The organism is Chromobacterium haemolyticum (assembly GCF_009936155.1).
Classification (GTDB): domain Bacteria; phylum Pseudomonadota; class Gammaproteobacteria; order Burkholderiales; family Chromobacteriaceae; genus Chromobacterium; species Chromobacterium haemolyticum.
Genome location: NZ_AP019312.1, coordinates 5,039,083 through 5,056,089, shown reverse-complemented (window position 1 = coordinate 5,056,089; position 17,007 = coordinate 5,039,083). Strand labels below are relative to the sequence as shown.

The following is a 17,007-nucleotide window of genomic DNA, read 5'->3' as shown; positions in this document are numbered from 1 at the left end:
CGGCCGTCGTCCTGGTTTCCACACAAGTCTTGAGGTTTTCCCGAAATGGTCACCCGTACCGAGCTTGCCAACGCCATCCGCTTCCTGTCCATGGATGCCGTTGAAAAAGCCAAATCCGGTCACCCCGGCGCCCCGATGGGGATGGCAGACATCGCGGAAGTATTGTGGCGCGATCACCTGAAACACAACCCGGCCAACCCCAACTGGCCAGACCGCGACCGCTTTGTGCTGTCCAACGGTCACGGTTCCATGTTGATCTACAGCCTGTTGCACCTCTCCGGTTACGACCTCTCCATCGAAGACCTCAAGCAGTTCCGTCAGCTCCACTCCAAAACTCCCGGCCATCCCGAATACGGCTACGCTCCCGGCATTGAAACCACCACCGGCCCGCTGGGCCAGGGCATCACCAACGCGGTGGGCATGGCGCTGGCCGAGAAAATGCTGGCGGCGCAGTTCAACCGCGACGGCCACCAGATCGTCGACCACCACACTTACGCTTTCCTGGGCGATGGCTGCCTGATGGAAGGCATCAGCCACGAAGCCTGCTCGCTGGCTGGCACCTGGGGTCTCAACAAGCTGATCGCCTTCTGGGACGACAACGGCATCTCCATCGACGGTCATGTGGAAGGCTGGTTCACCGACAACACCCCGGCCCGCTTTGAAGCCTACGGCTGGCAGGTGATCAAGAACGTCAACGGTCACGACCCGGTGGAAGTGGCTACCGCCATCGCCACCGCGCAAAAGGAAAGCGCGCGTCCGACGCTGATCTGCTGCAAGACCACCATCGGTTTTGGCGCGCCCACCAAGCAGGGCAGCCACGATTGCCACGGCGCGCCGTTGGGCGCGGCCGAAATCGCCGCCGCGCGCGAAGGCCTGAACTGGCCGCACGCGCCGTTCGAAATCCCGGCCGAGGTCTACGCCGAGTGGAGCGCGCGCGACAAGGGCGCGCTGGCCGAGATCGAATGGAACAAGCGCTTCGACGCCTACCGCGCCGCTTATCCTGAACTGGCCGCCGAATTCAGCCGCCGCATGCAGGGCGAGCTGCCGGCCGGTTGGGAAGAGACCAAGGCCGCCGCCTTGGCCAAGATCGCCGACGCCGCGCAGACCGTGGCCACCCGCAAGGCCAGCCAGATCACGCTGGAAGCGCTGTCTCCGGCGTTGCCGGAATTCGTCGGCGGCTCCGCCGACCTGACGGGTTCCAACCTGACCAACTGGTCCGGCTCCAAGTGGATAGACCACGACGGCCAGGGCAACTACATCAGCTACGGCGTGCGCGAGTTCGGCATGGCCGCCATCATGAACGGCATGACCCTGCACGGCGGGCTGCGCCCGTACGGCGGTACCTTCCTGATGTTCAGCGAATACGCCCGCAATGCCCTGCGCATGGCTTCGCTGATGAAGATCAACCCGATCTTCGTGTTCACCCACGATTCCATCGGCCTTGGCGAAGACGGCCCCACCCACCAGCCGGTGGAGCAAGTGGCCACGCTGCGCTACATCCCCAACCACCACACTTGGCGTCCGTGCGACACCGTCGAAACCGCGGCGGCTTGGGCCCACGCCGTCGAGCAGAAGACCACGCCGAGCAGCATGGTGCTGAGCCGTCAGAACCTGCCCTTCGTCGCCCGCGACGCGGCGCAACTGGCCGCCATCCAGAAGGGCGGCTACGTGCTGCGCGACGCCGCCGGCGCCCGCGCGGTGCTGATCGCCACCGGTTCCGAAGTGGAACTGGCGCTGAAAGCGCAGGACGCGCTGGCGGCCGAAGGCATCCCCGTGCGCGTGGTGTCCATGCCCTGCACCAATGTGTTCGACCGGCAAGACAAGGCCTGGCGCGATAGCGTGCTACCGGCCGGTTTGCCGCGACTGGCGATCGAAGCCGGTCATCCGGACTTCTGGCGCAAATACGTGGGTCTGGAAGGCGATGTGGTCGGCATTGACCACTTCGGCGAATCCGCTCCGGCCCCGCAGTTGTTCCAGGCCTTCGGTTTCACCGTCGACAATGTAGTGGCCAAGACCAAAGCCCTGCTGTGATGTAAAGACAGGCCATTGCGAAAGCAATGGCCTTTTGTTCGCCGTTTCATGTAGTGGACGCACTACACAACACGCGGAGCGCCGGCCGGGAAGCCGGGCGCTCCGGATCGTCCCCCAGGAGATTTAGAAGCATGACTATCCGCATCGCCATCAATGGTTACGGCCGCATCGGCCGCCAGGTACTGCGCGCCATCTACGAAAACCAGCTGCACGACGATTTCAAAGTAGTGGCCGTCAACGCCACCGGCGATCTCAACATCAATGCTCATCTGACCAAGTTCGACACCGTGCACGGCCGCTTCCCCGGCGAGGTCGAGCAAGACGACGCGCACCTGATCCTGAACGGCGACAAGATCCCGTTCTTCAGCACCCGCAACCCGGCGGAACTGCCTTGGAAGGAACTGGATGTGGACCTGGTGCTGGAATGTACCGGCGCCTTCACCAGCAAAGACAAATGCCAGGCCCACCTGGACGCCGGCGCCAAGAAGGTGCTGATCTCCGCGCCGGGTGGCGACGATGTCGACGCCACCATCGTTTATGGCGTCAACCACGACGTGTTGAAACCGGAAATGACCGTGGTGTCCAACGCCAGCTGCACCACCAACTGCCTGGCCCCGGTGGCCAAGGCGCTGCACCAGGCCATCGGCATCAAGAAAGGCCTGATGACCACCATCCACGCCTTCACCAACGACCAGGTGCTGACCGACGTCAAGCACAAGGACCTTCGCCGCGCCCGTTCCGCCACAGACAATATGATCCCGACCAAGACCGGCGCGGCCAAGGCCGTGGGCCTGGTGCTGCCGGAGCTGAAAGGCAAGCTGGACGGCTTCTCGGTGCGCGTGCCCACCATCAACGTGTCGCTGGTGGACCTGACCTTCAGCGCCGCGCGCGACACCACCAAGGACGAGGTCAACGACATTTTGAAGGAAGCGTCCAACGGCGCGATGAAGGGCATCCTTGGCTACAACACCCTGCCGCTGGTGTCCGGGGACTTCAACCACACCGAGGAAGCCTCCACTTTCGATTCCACGCTGACCAAAGTCACCGGCGGCAATATGGTGAAAGTGCTGGCCTGGTACGACAATGAATGGGGTTTCAGCTGCCAGATGCTGCGCACCGCGCGCGCGATGTTCGCTTGCTGACGACGATGTGATTCGGAAAATCCGGGCCGGCGCGCCATGCCGGCCCGGATTTTTTTGCGTCCGCTAGCGCGGGCGCTACATCCACCGGCATTTGATTGGTGTTAAGGTAGGGCCGTTTTTTTGGCATACACTGACCGGGCGATCACGGATATCGCTCCCGCTGAACCCGCCGTCACAGGAGAGCAGCATGCGACAGAACCAAGCATTGTCCCGCCCGGAAAAATGGGTCCGGCTGGCCTCCTGGCTGGTGGCTTTGGTATTTGCCGGCTTCCTGTCCAATCTGGGCGAGTTGGTGATCCGCGACCTGTTCTACGTGCCGGACGGCGGCCCGCCGCAGTTGGAGGCCTTGCAACAGCAAGCCGGCGTCGCGCCGTTGCGGCAACAGCAGCAAGCGCTGCAGCGTCAGAACGACGCGCAGCGCGTCCAGCTGGAAAACCTCAGCGCCACCCGCGAGCAGCTGGAGCGCAACTACCAGACCCAACGCAAGGGCCTGGCCAATTGGCTGGCCAGCCGCGCCACCAGCGCCGATCCGCGGCAAAGCGCCGAGGTCAGCCGCCGCACCCGCGAGCTGGACGCCTTGCAGGCGCAGATACTGCAATGGCAGCAGAAGGAAGACCAGGCCGGTAATGGCCTGCGCGCGCTGGAACAGAGCCGGCAAGCTCTGCAGGCCCAGATCGACAAGGCGGAGGCCGTCGCCCAGGATCGTTATCAGCAGGCCTACCAGCGTTTTGAGTTGAAAGTGTTCCTGCTGCGGCTGGCGGTTATTCTGCCGCTGCTATTGTTGGCGGTATGGCTGTTCAGCCGTTACCGGACCCATCGCTACTGGTTCTTCGTTTACGGCTTCGGTCTGTTCGCCTTGTTCGCCTTTTTCATTGAACTGCTGCCCTATCTGCCCAATTTCGGCGGCTATGTGCGGCTGGCGGTGGGCATCGCGCTGACGGTGTTCGCCGGCCTGCGCATGATCCAGGCTTTCCAGCGCTACGCCGAGAAAAAACGCGCCGAGTTGCAGCAAAGCCAGAGCGAGCGCGCTCGCCACGTGGCCTACGCCCAGGCCCTGGGCGCCTACCAGAAGAAAACTTGCCCGTCCTGCGACCATCAATACAATATTGCCGGCGACGATGCCGACTACTGCGTGCATTGCGGCCTGCAGCTGTTCCGCGGCTGCGACTGCGGCGCGCGCAATTTCGCCTTTTTTCCGTACTGCAAAAAATGCGGCCGCCCCGGCGCTAAGCCGGAGCCTGCGCCGATGAATCAATCGACAAGCGAATCCAAACCCGAGCGAGCGAACGATGAAATTCAATAAACTTTCCGAACAGGTCCTGGCTGGCAAGCGCGTGCTAATCCGCGTGGACATGAACGTGCCGGTGAAAAACGGCGTCATCGGCGACGATACCCGTATCCGCGCCAGCCTGCCGTCCATCGAGCTATGCCTGAAGGCCGGCGCCGGTGTGATCCTGATGACCCATCTGGGCCGCCCCACTGAAGGCGAGCCCAAGCCGGAAGACAGCCTGGCGCCGGTGGTGGAGCGTTTATCCGGCCTCTTGGGCAAGCCGGTGCGCCTGGTGGCGGACTGGCAGTCCGGCTTCAGCGTGGCGCCCGGCGAAGTGGCGATGCTGGAGAATGTGCGCCTGAACAAGGGCGAGAAAAAGAACAACGCCGACCTGGGCCGCGCCTACGCCGCCTTGTGCGACGTTTTCGTCAACGACGCCTTCGGCACCGCCCATCGCGCCGAAGCTTCCACCCACGCGGTGGCCCAGTTCGCGCCGGCCGCCTGCGCCGGCGTGCTGCTCTCCGCTGAACTGGAAGCGCTGGGCAAGGCGCTGCAAGCGCCGGCGCGGCCGCTGGTGGCCATCGTCGCCGGCTCCAAGGTGTCCACCAAGCTGACTATTCTGGAATCGCTGGCCGACAAGGTTGACCAGCTGATCGTGGGGGGCGGCATCGCCAACACCTTCTTGCTGGCCGAAGGCAAGGCCATCGGCAAATCGCTGGCCGAGGCCGAGCTGGTGGAGGAAGCCAAAAAGGTGATCGCCAAGATCCGCGCCCGCGGCGGCGACGTGCCGCTGCCGGCCGACGTGGTCTGCGCCAAGGAGTTCGCCGAAACCGCCGCCGCCGTGACCAAGAGCGCGGCCGAGGTGAGCGCCGACGACATGATTCTGGACATCGGCCCGGATTCGGCGGGCGAACTGGCCGCCATCATCGCCAAGGCCGGCACCGTGGTGTGGAACGGCCCGGTGGGCGTGTTCGAGTTCGAACAGTTTGGCGGCGGCACCAAGACCCTGGCCCAGGCCATCGCGGCCTCGCCGGCCTTCTCCATCGCCGGCGGTGGCGATACGCTGGCGGCGATCGCGAAGTACGGTATCACCGACGACATCAGTTATATCTCCACTGGCGGCGGCGCTTTCCTGGAGTTTCTGGAAGGCAAGGAACTGCCGGCGGTGGCCATTCTGGCCGAGCGCGCTAGCTGAGGCCAGGGAAAAAGGCTATCAGGATGAATGGCTTGCGTTACACTGTTTTATTCCTCGCCGTTTCATGCTGATGGCCCACCCGCCGGAGATACTCATGTCGCTCAATACTTGGTTGCTGTTCGTCACCACCGTGTTTTTCGTCTCGGCCACGCCCGGCCCCAATATGCTGCTGGCGATGACCCACGGCATCCACTACGGGGTGCGGCGCACGCTGATGACGTGTTTTGGCCTGATGACGGCGCTGGGTTTGATCATGTTCGGCTCCGCCGCTGGCCTGGGCGCGGTGCTGGCCACCTCCGAACTGCTGTTTTCCTTGGTAAAATACGCCGGCGCCGCCTATCTGATCTATCTGGGAATCAAGACTTGGCGCAGCCAGCCGCAGCCGGTGGAGGAAATCCGCGAGGCGGCGACCGGGAAGCACACGCCCTGGGGCATGTTCCGCACGGGCTTCCTGGTGGCGATGAGCAATCCCAAGGCCTTTATTTTCTTTACCGCGTTGTTCCCCCAGTTTATGAACGCGCAACAGCCGCAGGGGCCGCAGCTGGCGATCCTGGCGGCGACGTTTTACGTGATCGAGGCGTCCTGGCAGCTGGCTTACGCCGGCGGCGGCGCGCGTTTGGCCGGCTGGCTGAATAGCGCGCGGCGTCTCAAGCTGGTCAACAAGGTGTCCGGCGGTGCTTTCGTCGGCGCCGGCGTATTGTTGTCCAGCGTGTCCAGACACTGAATTGATGAATTCGCCTCGGGCCGCGGCGCGGTCCGGGCGCCAACCATGCTCCGCTCAGTCGGAGCAGTTTGCGGAGATTGAACACCATGGCTCTCGTTTCCATGCGTCAGCTGCTGGACCACGCAGCGGAATTCGGCTACGGCCTGCCGGCCTTCAACGTCAACAACCTGGAGCAGATGCGCGCCATCATGGAGGCCGCCGACAAGGTGAACGCTCCGGTGATCGTGCAGGCCTCCGCCGGCGCGCGCAAATACGCCGGCGCGCCCTTCCTGCGCCACATGATCCTGGCCGCGGTGGAAGAATTCCCGCATATCCCGGTGGTGATGCATCAGGATCACGGCACCAGCCCGGACGTGTGCCAACGCTCGATCCAGCTTGGTTTCTCCTCGGTGATGATGGACGGTTCGCTGAAGAGCGACGGCAAGACCCCGGCCGACTATGACTACAACGTCGACGTCACCCGCACCGTGGTCAACTTCGCCCACGCTTGCGGCGTATCGGTGGAGGGCGAGATCGGCTGCCTGGGCAGCCTGGAAACCGGCATGGCCGGCGAAGAGGACGGCGTGGGCGCCGAGGGCGTGCTGGATCACAGCCAGTTGCTGACCGATCCGGAAGAAGCGGCCCAGTTCGTCAAGGATACCGGCGTGGACGCATTGGCCATCGCCATCGGCACCAGCCACGGCGCTTACAAATTCAGCAAGAAGCCCACCGGCGACGTGCTGCGCATCGACCGCATCAAGGAAATCCACGCCCGCATCCCCAACACTCACCTGGTGATGCACGGTTCCTCCAGCGTGCCGCAGGAATGGCTGCAGATCATCAACGAGTTTGGCGGCGATTTGGGCGAAACCTACGGCGTGCCGGTGGAAGAGATTGTGGAAGGCATCAAGCACGGCGTGCGCAAGGTCAACATCGACACCGACCTGCGCCTGGCCTCCACCGGCGCCATCCGTCGCTTCCTGGCCCAGCACCCGGCCGAGTTCGATCCGCGCAAATACCTGAAAGTGTCCACCGATGCGATGCGCGACATCTGTATCGCCCGCTACGAGGCCTTCGGCTCCGCCGGCCAGGCCAGCAAGATCAAGGCGATCAACCTGGACACCATGGCCAATAAATACCTGAAGGGCGAACTGGCGCAGATCGTCAAGTAAGGATCTGCCTTTTTGCCCGGACCAGCCCGCCGCGAGCGGGCTTTTTTGCGGGCGGGCGTCTAGCCACCTTGACGTATTGGAGGCCCGGCCCGGATTGCTTACACTGCGGTATCCGCTTAATGCGCACAGAGGCAGGCGATGAAACTGAATCTTTTGTATTTTGCCCGCTTGCGGGACGAGTTCGGTCTGGAGAGCGAACACTTGGACAGCGACGCGGCCACGGTGGAGGAGCTGCTGGTGGAGTTGCGGCTGCGCGGCGAGGTCTGGGCGCGGGAGCTGGCCGCTGACCGGGTGTTCCGCGTGGCGGTGAACCAGCAGATGGCGCGCTTGGACTCCGCTTTGAGCGACGGCGACGAGGTGGCGGTGTTTCCGCCGGTGACCGGGGGATGAGCATGGGGCCGTTCACGGTGCGGGTGCAGCCGCAGCGTTTCAGCGCCGGCGCGGAAATCGACGCGCTGTCCGGCAACCCGGCTTGCGGCGCGGTGGTGAGCTTCAGCGGGCTGGTGCGGGATTACGGCGACAGTCGCGATGTGACAGCGCTGGAACTGGAACACTATCCGGGCATGACCGAAAAAGCGTTGGAAGCCATTGTGGCGGAGGCGCGCCGGCGCTGGCCGTTGCAGGCGGCCACCGTCATCCACCGCGTTGGGCGGCTGAGTCTGGGCGAGCCCATCGTGCTGGTGGTGGTGGCCAGCAGCCACCGCCGCGACGCTTTCGCCGCCGCGGAATTCCTGATGGACTACCTGAAGCAGGACGCGCCGTTCTGGAAAAAGGAAATTCTGGCCGATGGCAGCGCGCGCTGGGTAGAAGCCAAACACAGCGACGCTCAAGCGGCGGAACGCTGGCAATGAGCCACCAGGCGCTGATTCTGGCCGGCGGCCGCGCCACGCGCATGGGCGGCGTCGACAAGGGCCTGGCGATGTTGTCCGGGCGGCCGCTGCTGGCGCACGCCTTGGCGGCGCTGGCCGCGCAGACGCCGCTGGCGCAACGGGTGTGGATCTCGGCCAACCGCAATCTGGACGCGTACGCAGGTTTCGGCTGTCCGCTGCTGCCGGATAGCCTGCCGGACTACCCGGGACCGTTGGCCGGAGTGCTGGCGGCCTTGGAGCGCGACGACGGGACGGTCTGGTTGGTGATGCCTTGCGACGCGGTGCGGCTGCCGGCGGATTTCTCGCGTCGTTTGCTGGCGGAAGTGGCGGCTGGCCGCCAAGCGGCCAGCGCGAGGGACCGCGAAGGCTGGCATCCCAGCCTGCTGGCCCTGGGGCCTGGTCTGCGCGCCGGTCTAGCCGCCTATCTGGCCGGCGGAGGCCGTTCCATCCGCGGCTGGCTGGCCGGACTGGACCATGTCGAAGTCGCGTTCGACCATCTCTTCCCCAATCTCAACACCGCGGACGCGCTGGCGGCGCTTGAGGCCAAGCCGGGCGAAAACTGAGGCCGCATGGCGATTTGTTTCGCATCACGAAAGTTTTAACTCTTTGTCATTTTGTTTTGCTATAGTGCGCGCGATCGGAGCGTCTATCGCGGTCCATGGCAGTGGACGGGCGTCTCCTCATTTCGGTCGCGGCCGGCGGCGTCGGCGTGAGCGACAACAAACAAGACAAGGATGCGTTTCGTGAAACTGAAAACCATGAGCCTGTGTCTGGCGGCGAGCCTGGCGCTGTTCGGCTGTTCCGCCGGTTCCGGCGGCTGGGGGCCGGGCGATCAGACCTCCGGCGTTTCGCGCCAGCCGGTGGTGGTGAAGATGATCGCCTTCAACGATTTCCACGGCAATCTGGAGATGCCGGGCCAACTGACGGTGCCGGATCCGGCCGACCCAAGCAAGACTGTCAAGATCAACGCCGGCGGCGTCGACTATCTGGCGGCCTGGGTGCAGTCGCTGCGCGCCAAATCGCCCAATACCGTGGTGGTGTCGGCCGGCGATCTGATCGGCGCCAGCCCGCTGGTATCCGGCTTGTTCCACGACGAGCCCACCATCGAGGCGATGAATTTGCTGGGCCTGGACCTCAATGCCGTGGGCAACCACGAGTTCGACGACGGCCAGCAGGAACTGCTGCGCATGCAGAATGGCGGCTGCAAGACGGGCGCGCCCACCACTTCCTGCCAGAACGGCAAATTCGTCGGCGCCAAATTCAAATTCCTGGCGGCCAACGTCAAGAAAAGCGACGGCGGCACCTTGTTCCCCGCTTATGAAATCAAGAAGTTCGGCGGCATCCCGGTGGCTTTCATCGGCATGACTTTGAAAGGCACGCCGGAAATCGTGTCGCCGGACGGCATCAAGGGCCTGAGCTTTCAGGACGAGGCGGCCACGGTGAACCAACTGATTCCGCAACTGAAGCGGCAGGGCGTATCCGCCGTGGTGGTGGTGGTGCACGAGGGCGGCTACCAAAGCGGTAATTTCAACGAGTGCAACGGCGTGTCCGGCCCCATCGTCGACATCGTCAAAAAACTGGATCCGGCCGTGAAGCTAGTAGTCACCGGCCACACCCATCAGGCCTACAACTGCGTGATTGACGGCCGCCGAGTGACCAGCGCCAAGAATTACGGGCAGTTGTTCACCGAAATCGACTTTGTACTGGATCCGGTCACCCGCGACGTCAAGCCCGGCTCCATTCAAGCGCAGAACCGGGTAGTGGCGCGCGACATCGCGCCGCTGGCCTCAGTCAGCAATCTGGTCAAGCTGTACAAGGATCTGGTGGCCCCTGTGGCCAATCGAGTAGTGGGCCAGGCCGCGGGCACTTTGGATCGCACCCCGTCCGCGGCCGGCGAAACCGCGTTGGGCGACGTGGTGGCCGACGCGCAATTGGCGGCGGGCGCGGCTCAGGGCGCGGTAGTGGCTTTCATGAACCCGGGCGGAGTGCGCGCCGACATCATTCCCGGCGCCGGCGGCAATGTGACGTACAACCAATTGTTCACCACCCAGCCATTCGGCAATGTGATGACCACGCTGACCCTGACCGGCGCGCAGATCGACCAGCTGCTGGAACAGCAATGGAGCGATCCGTCCAAGGTCAAGATTCTGCAAGTATCCAAGGGCTTCAGTTATAGCTGGAGTCAGGCGGCGCCGGCGGGCAACAAAGTGGACATCGCCAGCATCAAGATCAACGGCATAGCTATTGATCCTTCGGCTAGCTACCGGGTGCAGGTCAACAACTTCATCGCCGGCGGCGGCGACGGCTTCACGGTGTTGACGCAGGGCGGCAACCGGGTGGGCGGCGGCGTGGACGTGGACGTGTTGGAGAGTTATTTCGCCGGGGCGTCGCCGGTGGCGGTGCCGGCGCTGAACCGGATCACGCGTCTGCCTTGAGTTTGGGCGTTGGGGGCAGCCGTCCGCGCGCTTCCAGCGCGCGGAACACCCGCAGCGCCACCCAGGCGTCGTTGCCGGCGTAAGCCTGTTGCGCAGGCGTCAGCGGCAGTTTGGACCAGTTGGTGGTGGACAGTTTTTTGGATTTGCGGAAGTACTGGCCGAACAGCCGCGCTACCGCCTGCACCGCGCCGACGGTGATGCGCGCATCGTCGCTGTCGAAGCAGGACACCAAGTCCAGCACTCGGCCGCAGCGGATGCCCAAGCGCTGTTTCAGCAGCGACTGATCCGAACTGAGCTCGAAGCCCACCAATAGCCGTTGCGGGTCTTCCAACAGGATTTTCAGCTCCGGCGCGCACTGGCCGTCCTGCACCGGGAACAGCCAGGCGCCGTCGTCGCAGGCCAGCTGGATCAGATGCGGCCCGGTCGGTTTTTCGCCTTTGTGGAAAGTGGGGCGGGATTCGGTGTCGAAGCCCAGCACCGCGCAACCGCCCAGTTCTCGCAACGCGGCGGCGGCCAACTCCGGCGTGGCGGCCAGCCGCGCCTGTTCCGGCGTCAGGCCGGCGAACAGCGGCAGCGATTTGATCTCCTCGCGAGGAATTTGTCGTGTTGGCAACATGGAGGTCTCGCTGACTTGAGGGTAATTTGCAACCTTACCGCATTTAACGGCGATGGTCAGGCATAAGCTGTCATATTTTTTGACGGTCCCAGCAGGAGATGCCCAACAGCGGTGGAAATATCCTGTAGTATCGTCGGCATGCCTAATTCTTCACGTTATCTTGGCCGGCAGGCAATCGTCGATCGCCAGCAGCAACTGGTGGCCTATGAACTATTGTTCCGTTCCAGCCCGGCCAATTTCGCCTTGGTGCGAGACGACCTGCTCGCCAGCGCCGAGGTGTTGCGCAACGCCTTCGGAGAACTGGGCAGCGCGGATGTGTTGGGCCAGTTTCCCGGCTTCATCAACGCCAGCGCCGATTTATTGCAAGACGCCATCCTGGACCAATTGCCGGCGGAACGGCTGGTGCTGGAAATTCTGGAAACGGTGACCGTCACCGAGGCTTTGCTGCAACGGATGGCGCTGTTGCGCCAACGCGGCTTCCGCCTGGCCTTGGACGATGTGATCCACTTGGGGCCGGACCAGACGGCGATGTTGCCGCTGGTGGACATTGTCAAAGTGGACGTGGCTGCGGTGGAAACGGAGCGCCTGCCGGCGCTGATGGCGCAGTTGAGCGATTTCGACGGGACCTTGCTGGCGGAGAAGGTGGACAGCCGCGAGCAGTTCGAACGTTGTCGAGATTTGGGTTTCCACTGGTTCCAGGGCTATTTCCACGGCCGGCCGGTGGTGTTGAGCAGCACGGACGCGTCGTAGCGTCGCATCCTCTGTACCGGGCCTTTTCACTGGGTCTTGATCGGTTTGTGGTAGGCCAGGCTGGCGGCTCGGGTCTCCGCCACGATGCGATCGAACTCCCCGCTGTCCTGCAAGGCCTTCAAGCCGCGATTGAAACGCTCCACCAATTCCGGGCCCTGGCGGTGCTTGCGCCAGATCACCACGTGCAGCGGCGCCACCCAGAACGACTTGTTTTGCGGCTCCAGCTGCTGGGCCAGCCGAGGCTGGAAGTTGCGCGCGATCAGGTATTGGCCCACTTCCATGTCGATGGGGAACAGGTCGATGCGGCCGGCCAGCAACTTGCGCAAATTGGTGACGTCGTCCGGCGCCATGTCGGGGATCAGGTGGCCGGCCTTGACCTGCTGATTGAATTCGTCTGAATAGAAATTGCCGACTGTGACCCCCACCCGCGCGTGGCGCAGATTGGACAAGTCGTTCCAGGGGAAGTTGGCGTTGCGGCGCTGGAAAAACACCATGCGCGCATGCAGCACTGGTTGAGTAAACAGTAGATCCTGCTTGCGTTCCGACGTCGGCGCCCAGCCGAAGCTCCCGTCCACGGTGCCGTTGCGCGCCGATTGCAGCGTGCGGTTGTTGGGATAGTAACGGAAGGCGACGTCGACGTTGGCGCGGGCGAACGCCTCTTTGACCAGACGCGACAAAATGCCGTCGTACGGCAGTTCCTTGCCCATATAGGGCGGCCACTCCTGATTGGACAGGGTGATTTTTAGACGTGGCGCGGCCTGCGGCTGAGTTGCCGCCAGCAGGACTACAGCCAGGCTGCCCAGCAGCCAGCTGCGAAGTCTCATCATTTCCCCGAATCCTTGCTCGATCTGTGCGCGCGGCATGCGTGCTGCCCGTGCGGAGCGCGGCGTGCGCCGTCTCCGCTCGATATTGTTGTCGGCCCCAGGGCCTGTTGCTGAATCGTAGGCAGGTTTGGCGTCCGGCGTAAAGCGCTTCCATTGCCGCGGGGTCGGCAAAGAAGCGTTGAGGCGGCCGCACCGCAAGGGCGCGGCGCCGCTTGCGCGGGCTTAAAGCCTGTTCAAAGTCTCGCGAGCAAGGGCGAGACAAGGCGAAAACAAGCGAAAAATCGGAATGGTCAAGTGGTACATGAGCATTTTGAGGATGTTTTCAACGCTGTATCGCCGAAGCACAGCAGACTATGAACAGGTTCTTAGCGGCCCTTCGGCGGGCTGAACAAGGCCGAGCTCGAACGCGAGGCGGAGGGCTTGCCGCGCTGGCCCTGACCCTGGCCTTGCGACGAGCGCTGACCCGTCTGGCCGTTTGTGGCGTTTCTGGCCTGACTCTGTCCTTGGCTCTGACGCGGCTTGGACGCCGGCGAGCGATGGCCGTGGCCGGTGGGTTTGCTGTCCGGCTGGTGGCGCGGCTTGCCGCCGCCGCCCTGGCGCTGCGGCTGACCGCGGCGATTGCCGCCGCCCATCGGAATGGGTTCGGGTTTCACCGACAGATCGGCCTCGAAACCCGGTACCGAGAAGCGCTCGATCGATTGCTTGGTAAGCTTCTCGATATCCTTCAGGAAGTTGAACTCATCGACGCAGACCAGCGACACAGCCTCGCCCTTGCTGCCGGCGCGGCCGGTGCGGCCGATGCGGTGCACGTAGTCTTCCGGCACATTGGGCAATTCGAAGTTGACCACTTGCGGCAGTTGGTCGATGTCCAGGCCGCGCGCGGCGATGTCGGTGGCGACCAGCACTTGCAATTCGCCGCTCTTGAAGTCGGCCAGCGCGCGGGTGCGCGCGTTCTGGCTCTTGTTGCCGTGAATCGCGGCGGCGGGAATGCCGGTTTTCTCCAGCTTTTCCGCCAGGCGGTTGGCGCCGTGCTTGGTGCGGGTGAACACCAGCGCCTGGAACCAGTTGCGCTCCTTGATCAGGTGGATCAGCAGGTCGGTTTTGCGGTCGCGGTCCACCAGGTGGATCTTTTGGTCCACCAGTTCGTTGGTGGTATTGCGGCGCGCCACTTCCACCAGCTTGGGATTGTCCAACAGGCGGTCGGCCAGGCTCTTGATCTCGTCGGAGAAGGTGGCGGAGAACAGCAGGTTCTGACGTTTGGCCGGCAGCAGGGCCAGCACTTTGCGGATGTCGTGAATGAAGCCCATGTCCAGCATGCGGTCGGCTTCGTCCAACACCAGAATTTCAACGCCGGACAGGTCGATATTGCGTTGACCGGCATGGTCCAGCAGACGGCCCGGCGTGGCCACCAGAATGTCCAGCGGCTTGCGCAGCGCGCGGGTTTGCGGATTGATGTTGACGCCGCCGAACATCACCATGGAGGTGAGCGGCAGGTGTTTGCCGTAGGTCTGTACCGATTCTTCCACCTGGGCGGCCAGTTCGCGAGTGGGGGTCAGCACCAGCGCGCGCGGGCGGCCCGGCTGGGTGGCCGGCTTGCCCATCAGGATGTGCAGCAGCGGGAGGGTGAAGCCGGCGGTCTTGCCGGTGCCGGTCTGGGCCGCGGCCAACAGGTCGCCGCCTTGCAGCACTTGCGGGATGGCCTGGGCTTGAATCGGGGTGGGGGTGGTATAGCCGGTTTCGCTGACGGCGCGCAACAGGGGTTCGGCCAGACCGAGGTCGGCAAAGGTGAGTGTGGACATGTTTGCTCCTGCGACGGCCTATCGCAGTATGTGCGAACCAATCCAGGCTGACGGGAAAAAGTTAGGGATGCGATGGGCGCTTCGGGATGAAGCGCGCGCGGCGCGCAAAGATTGGAATTGCACGCGGGAGGCCGGAGTTTACCTTCAAATCGGCGGTTTGGGAACTTGTCGCCGCATTGTCATATCCATTTCAGCGGAATCCAAACCCGCGCAAAGCCGTTTTGACGGCTGATATTATTAATAAATGCGAATGGGCGAACTGGTATCATGTTGTCACGTCGCCAGTGCAGCGGAGCGCTGCGGCCGAGGCGGCAAGATGCCCTGTTTTGATGTGTCCGCCCGGGATGGGCGGCGAATAACGCAGTTCAGAGGAAATCGGTATGCCTGGATCCGCCCGTAGGCTGGTCGGCTTGATCATTTTGTGTCCGGTGTTGGCGTTAGCCGCCGGCAAGGGCGGCTCGGAGGGCGGCCATGGCCGGGCGGCGGAGAGCGGCAAGGCCGCCGAGGAAGCGGCGGAAGCCAACACGCCGGTGGCGACCGATTTTAACTGCGAAAAGCCGGGTAATCCGGTGGAGGCCATGGTGTGTCAGGACGAAAGCCTGACCCGACAGGACAATCGGCTGGAGAAGGTCTACGCCCAGGCGCTGGAGCAGGCGCAGCAAGGGCGGCCGGGAGCCGAGGCTAAACTGATCGCCGAGCAGCGCCGCTGGGTGAAAAGCCTGAAAGACTGCGTCAAGACCGAGGATATGCATATGTGTCTGGGCGATGTCTACATCATGCGCATCACCCAGTTGCAGGCGGCTTGGGGATTGGCGCCGTCGCTGACGCCCTTGCGCTATGTCTGCAAGGGGAACTCCACCCGCACTGTGCTGGCCACCTTTTACCGTACCCATCCCCCCACGGTGAAGCTGGAGTACAACGGTTCCACCGCCATCTTGCACCAGGGCCTGAGCGGCAGCGGTGCGCGCTACACGGCGCCGGGACTGGAACTGTGGATCAAGGGCCGCGAGGCCAGCATCACCTGGCGGGGGGAACCCTTGGATTGTTCCAGCCAGCCTTCGCCCTAATAAGCCGTTCAAATCGCGCCGCGGTGAACATCCTCCGCGTGCTGCGCACTGTGCGAGCAAAGCCGCTTCTTCTGCCGTTTCCGCCCGATCTTTCCTTTGCCCGCGCAACTTTGAGCGGGCGCAACCGGCGGCGGCCCCGTACAATAGCGTCTTTAATTCCGCAAAGCCGCACACTGCCCATGGCCCTGTCCGCCACCATTTACAAAGCCAATCTTGCCGTGTCCGACATGGATCGCGGTTATTACGCCAGTCATCAGCTGACGCTGGCCCAGCACCCGTCCGAAACCGTCGAGCGCATGATGTTGCGCCTGGTCGCCTTCGCGCTCAACGCCAGCGAAACCCTGCAATTCAGCAGGGGTCTGAGCGCAGACGACGAGCCGGAGTTGTGGCAGAAAAGCTATGCCGACGATATCGAGCTGTGGGTGGAGCTGGGCGAACCGGATGAAAAACGGCTGAAGAAAGCGTGCAGTCGCGCCGAGCAAGTGGTGCTGTACAGCTATGGCGGCCGCGCCAGCGAGGTGTGGTGGCTGCAGATCGAGAACAAGCTGTCCCGGCTGGACAAGCTCAGCGTGTTCCGCGTTGAGCCGGCCACGCTGGCGGAGTTGGTCGCCATCTGTCAGCGCAGCATGCAGTTGAGCGCCACCATCCAGGATGGCCAGCTGTGGCTGGCCGACGAATCAAGCAATGTGCTGGTGGAGCCGCTGCGGCTCAAATAAGGCGCTCAGCCGCGCAGCCAGGCGCTTAGCCGCGCCAGCCAGCCTGAGTGTGCCGTGCGCGGCAGCCGCGCTTTGCGTTTGAGCCAGGGCATGCGTTGATGACGGGCCGCGTAGGCATTCAATAGCCGGCGGTGGCGCAGCGCCAGATCGCCGCGCTTCATCGCCGCGCGCTCACCAGCCGCCACCAGGCGAGCAAGGACGCGCGCCAGCCGAGTTTCGGTTCGGCTCGGCAGCGCGTTGCCGGAAAACGGGCTTCGAGTATGTAGCGGCGCAGCGCCAGCGGCGTCGGGTCCTCGTCCGGCAGGTAGTCCGGAATGCCGCGCGTCGGCAAGGCGCGACGGACAGGTTTGTTTGATGTCATGGCCAAAGGTTTCCAGGTGGAACACTTGGCTGAATGCTAGGCTCCGACGCGTAAAAA

18 protein-coding genes are annotated in these 17,007 nt (G+C 63.6%); 13 read left to right on the top strand and 5 right to left on the bottom strand.

Annotation, left to right across the window (positions count from 1 at the left end):
* The first annotated feature begins 45 nt into the window (after positions 1 to 45).
* The 10 genes from tkt to GYH29_RS23415 all read left to right on the top strand — a co-directional run bounded on the left by tkt (position 46) and on the right by GYH29_RS23415 (position 10,817).
* The gene (gene tkt / locus GYH29_RS23460) at positions 46 to 2,031 is read left to right on the top strand and encodes a transketolase (protein ID WP_161524477.1); all 1,986 of its coding nucleotides are present in this window, start codon (positions 46 to 48) and stop codon (positions 2,029 to 2,031) included.
* A 131-nt stretch (positions 2,032 to 2,162) separates the two neighbouring features.
* Entirely contained in the window at positions 2,163 to 3,173 is a 1,011-nt protein-coding gene (gap, locus tag GYH29_RS23455) for a type I glyceraldehyde-3-phosphate dehydrogenase (protein ID WP_043589182.1), read from the top strand.
* Between the two features lie 187 nt (positions 3,174 to 3,360).
* Complete coding sequence (locus GYH29_RS23450) at positions 3,361 to 4,476, top strand: zinc ribbon domain-containing protein (RefSeq protein ID WP_019103021.1); 1,116 nt, start codon at positions 3,361 to 3,363, stop codon at positions 4,474 to 4,476.
* A complete protein-coding gene (locus GYH29_RS23445; protein ID WP_161524476.1) occupies positions 4,463 to 5,638 on the top strand; it encodes a phosphoglycerate kinase in 1,176 nt (391 codons plus the stop codon). Before GYH29_RS23450 ends, GYH29_RS23445 begins: the two co-directional genes overlap by 14 nt.
* Before the next feature lie 94 nt (positions 5,639 to 5,732).
* The gene (locus tag GYH29_RS23440) at positions 5,733 to 6,362 is read left to right on the top strand and encodes a LysE family translocator (RefSeq protein WP_043589187.1); all 630 of its coding nucleotides are present in this window, start codon (positions 5,733 to 5,735) and stop codon (positions 6,360 to 6,362) included.
* An 86-nt stretch (positions 6,363 to 6,448) separates the two neighbouring features.
* Positions 6,449 to 7,513: a class II fructose-bisphosphate aldolase gene (gene fba / locus GYH29_RS23435; protein WP_043640341.1), complete on the top strand. Its 1,065-nt coding sequence runs from the start codon at positions 6,449 to 6,451 to the stop codon at positions 7,511 to 7,513.
* Between the two features lie 138 nt (positions 7,514 to 7,651).
* Positions 7,652 to 7,903, top strand: a complete 252-nt coding sequence (gene moaD, locus GYH29_RS23430; protein WP_019103633.1) for a molybdopterin converting factor subunit 1 — start codon at positions 7,652 to 7,654, stop codon at positions 7,901 to 7,903.
* A 2-nt stretch (positions 7,904 to 7,905) separates the two neighbouring features.
* The gene (moaE, locus tag GYH29_RS23425; RefSeq protein ID WP_043640338.1) at positions 7,906 to 8,364 is read left to right on the top strand and encodes a molybdopterin synthase catalytic subunit MoaE; all 459 of its coding nucleotides are present in this window, start codon (positions 7,906 to 7,908) and stop codon (positions 8,362 to 8,364) included.
* The gene (gene mobA, locus GYH29_RS23420) at positions 8,361 to 8,945 is read left to right on the top strand and encodes a molybdenum cofactor guanylyltransferase MobA (RefSeq protein WP_161524475.1); all 585 of its coding nucleotides are present in this window, start codon (positions 8,361 to 8,363) and stop codon (positions 8,943 to 8,945) included. The genes moaE and mobA overlap by 4 nt, the downstream gene beginning before the upstream one ends.
* Positions 8,946 to 9,125: 180 nt before the next feature.
* A complete protein-coding gene (locus GYH29_RS23415) occupies positions 9,126 to 10,817 on the top strand; it encodes a bifunctional metallophosphatase/5'-nucleotidase (RefSeq protein ID WP_198001618.1) in 1,692 nt (563 codons plus the stop codon).
* Here GYH29_RS23415 and GYH29_RS23410 read toward each other — a convergent pair.
* On the bottom strand, positions 10,801 to 11,433 hold the full coding sequence (locus tag GYH29_RS23410) for a 3'-5' exonuclease (RefSeq protein WP_161524474.1): 633 nt from the start codon (positions 11,431 to 11,433) through the stop codon (positions 10,801 to 10,803). The two genes, GYH29_RS23415 and GYH29_RS23410, sit on opposite strands and share 17 nt — an antisense overlap.
* Before the next feature lie 138 nt (positions 11,434 to 11,571).
* Here GYH29_RS23410 and GYH29_RS23405 point away from each other — a divergent pair, with 138 nt between their 5' ends.
* A complete protein-coding gene (locus tag GYH29_RS23405) occupies positions 11,572 to 12,183 on the top strand; it encodes an EAL and HDOD domain-containing protein (protein ID WP_019103628.1) in 612 nt (203 codons plus the stop codon).
* 26 nt (positions 12,184 to 12,209) lie between these two features.
* Here the strand turns inward: GYH29_RS23405 and GYH29_RS23400 are convergent, their stop codons facing one another.
* Positions 12,210 to 13,010: a substrate-binding periplasmic protein gene (locus GYH29_RS23400; protein ID WP_198001617.1), complete on the bottom strand. Its 801-nt coding sequence runs from the start codon at positions 13,008 to 13,010 to the stop codon at positions 12,210 to 12,212.
* Between the two features lie 362 nt (positions 13,011 to 13,372).
* Complete coding sequence (locus GYH29_RS23395) at positions 13,373 to 14,806, bottom strand: DEAD/DEAH box helicase (RefSeq protein WP_081575082.1); 1,434 nt, start codon at positions 14,804 to 14,806, stop codon at positions 13,373 to 13,375.
* Between the two features lie 380 nt (positions 14,807 to 15,186).
* Here GYH29_RS23395 and GYH29_RS23390 point away from each other — a divergent pair, with 380 nt between their 5' ends.
* Together GYH29_RS23390 and GYH29_RS23385 are read left to right on the top strand one after the other, a co-directional pair.
* Positions 15,187 to 15,873 carry an MliC family protein gene (locus tag GYH29_RS23390; protein WP_019103625.1) on the top strand — a complete coding sequence of 229 codons (687 nt, stop codon included), beginning with the start codon at positions 15,187 to 15,189 and terminating at the stop codon, positions 15,871 to 15,873.
* Between the two features lie 179 nt (positions 15,874 to 16,052).
* Complete coding sequence (locus tag GYH29_RS23385; protein WP_161524473.1) at positions 16,053 to 16,589, top strand: YaeQ family protein; 537 nt, start codon at positions 16,053 to 16,055, stop codon at positions 16,587 to 16,589.
* A 5-nt stretch (positions 16,590 to 16,594) separates the two neighbouring features.
* Here GYH29_RS23385 and GYH29_RS23380 read toward each other — a convergent pair whose 3' ends face one another.
* Complete coding sequence (locus tag GYH29_RS23380) at positions 16,595 to 16,750, bottom strand: hypothetical protein (protein ID WP_019103623.1); 156 nt, start codon at positions 16,748 to 16,750, stop codon at positions 16,595 to 16,597.
* Positions 16,747 to 16,950 carry a hypothetical protein gene (locus GYH29_RS23375; RefSeq protein WP_019103622.1) on the bottom strand — a complete coding sequence of 68 codons (204 nt, stop codon included), beginning with the start codon at positions 16,948 to 16,950 and terminating at the stop codon, positions 16,747 to 16,749. The genes GYH29_RS23380 and GYH29_RS23375 overlap by 4 nt, the downstream gene beginning before the upstream one ends.
* Positions 16,951 to 17,007: the final 57 nt, after the last annotated feature.

Bases quoted from the DNA above. Each gene is read 5' to 3' on its own strand.
- mobA (WP_161524475.1), top strand. From the start codon at position 8,361: ATGAGCCACCAGGCGCTGATTCTGGCCGGCGGCCGCGCCACGCGCATG.
- GYH29_RS23445 (WP_161524476.1), top strand. From the start codon at position 4,463: ATGAAATTCAATAAACTTTCCGAACAGGTCCTGGCTGGCAAGCGCGTG.
- GYH29_RS23450 (WP_019103021.1), top strand. From the start codon at position 3,361: ATGCGACAGAACCAAGCATTGTCCCGCCCGGAAAAATGGGTCCGGCTG.
- GYH29_RS23440 (WP_043589187.1), top strand. From the start codon at position 5,733: ATGTCGCTCAATACTTGGTTGCTGTTCGTCACCACCGTGTTTTTCGTC.
- moaE (WP_043640338.1), top strand. From the start codon at position 7,906: ATGGGGCCGTTCACGGTGCGGGTGCAGCCGCAGCGTTTCAGCGCCGGC.
- GYH29_RS23400 (WP_198001617.1), bottom strand. From the start codon at position 13,010: ATGATGAGACTTCGCAGCTGGCTGCTGGGCAGCCTGGCTGTAGTCCTG.
- GYH29_RS23395 (WP_081575082.1), bottom strand. From the start codon at position 14,806: ATGTCCACACTCACCTTTGCCGACCTCGGTCTGGCCGAACCCCTGTTG.
- gap (WP_043589182.1), top strand. From the start codon at position 2,163: ATGACTATCCGCATCGCCATCAATGGTTACGGCCGCATCGGCCGCCAG.
- GYH29_RS23405 (WP_019103628.1), top strand. From the start codon at position 11,572: ATGCCTAATTCTTCACGTTATCTTGGCCGGCAGGCAATCGTCGATCGC.
- GYH29_RS23385 (WP_161524473.1), top strand. From the start codon at position 16,053: ATGGCCCTGTCCGCCACCATTTACAAAGCCAATCTTGCCGTGTCCGAC.
- GYH29_RS23375 (WP_019103622.1), bottom strand. From the start codon at position 16,950: ATGACATCAAACAAACCTGTCCGTCGCGCCTTGCCGACGCGCGGCATT.
- moaD (WP_019103633.1), top strand. From the start codon at position 7,652: ATGAAACTGAATCTTTTGTATTTTGCCCGCTTGCGGGACGAGTTCGGT.
- GYH29_RS23390 (WP_019103625.1), top strand. From the start codon at position 15,187: ATGCCTGGATCCGCCCGTAGGCTGGTCGGCTTGATCATTTTGTGTCCG.
- GYH29_RS23410 (WP_161524474.1), bottom strand. From the start codon at position 11,433: ATGTTGCCAACACGACAAATTCCTCGCGAGGAGATCAAATCGCTGCCG.
- GYH29_RS23380 (WP_019103623.1), bottom strand. From the start codon at position 16,750: ATGAAGCGCGGCGATCTGGCGCTGCGCCACCGCCGGCTATTGAATGCC.
- tkt (WP_161524477.1), top strand. From the start codon at position 46: ATGGTCACCCGTACCGAGCTTGCCAACGCCATCCGCTTCCTGTCCATG.
- fba (WP_043640341.1), top strand. From the start codon at position 6,449: ATGGCTCTCGTTTCCATGCGTCAGCTGCTGGACCACGCAGCGGAATTC.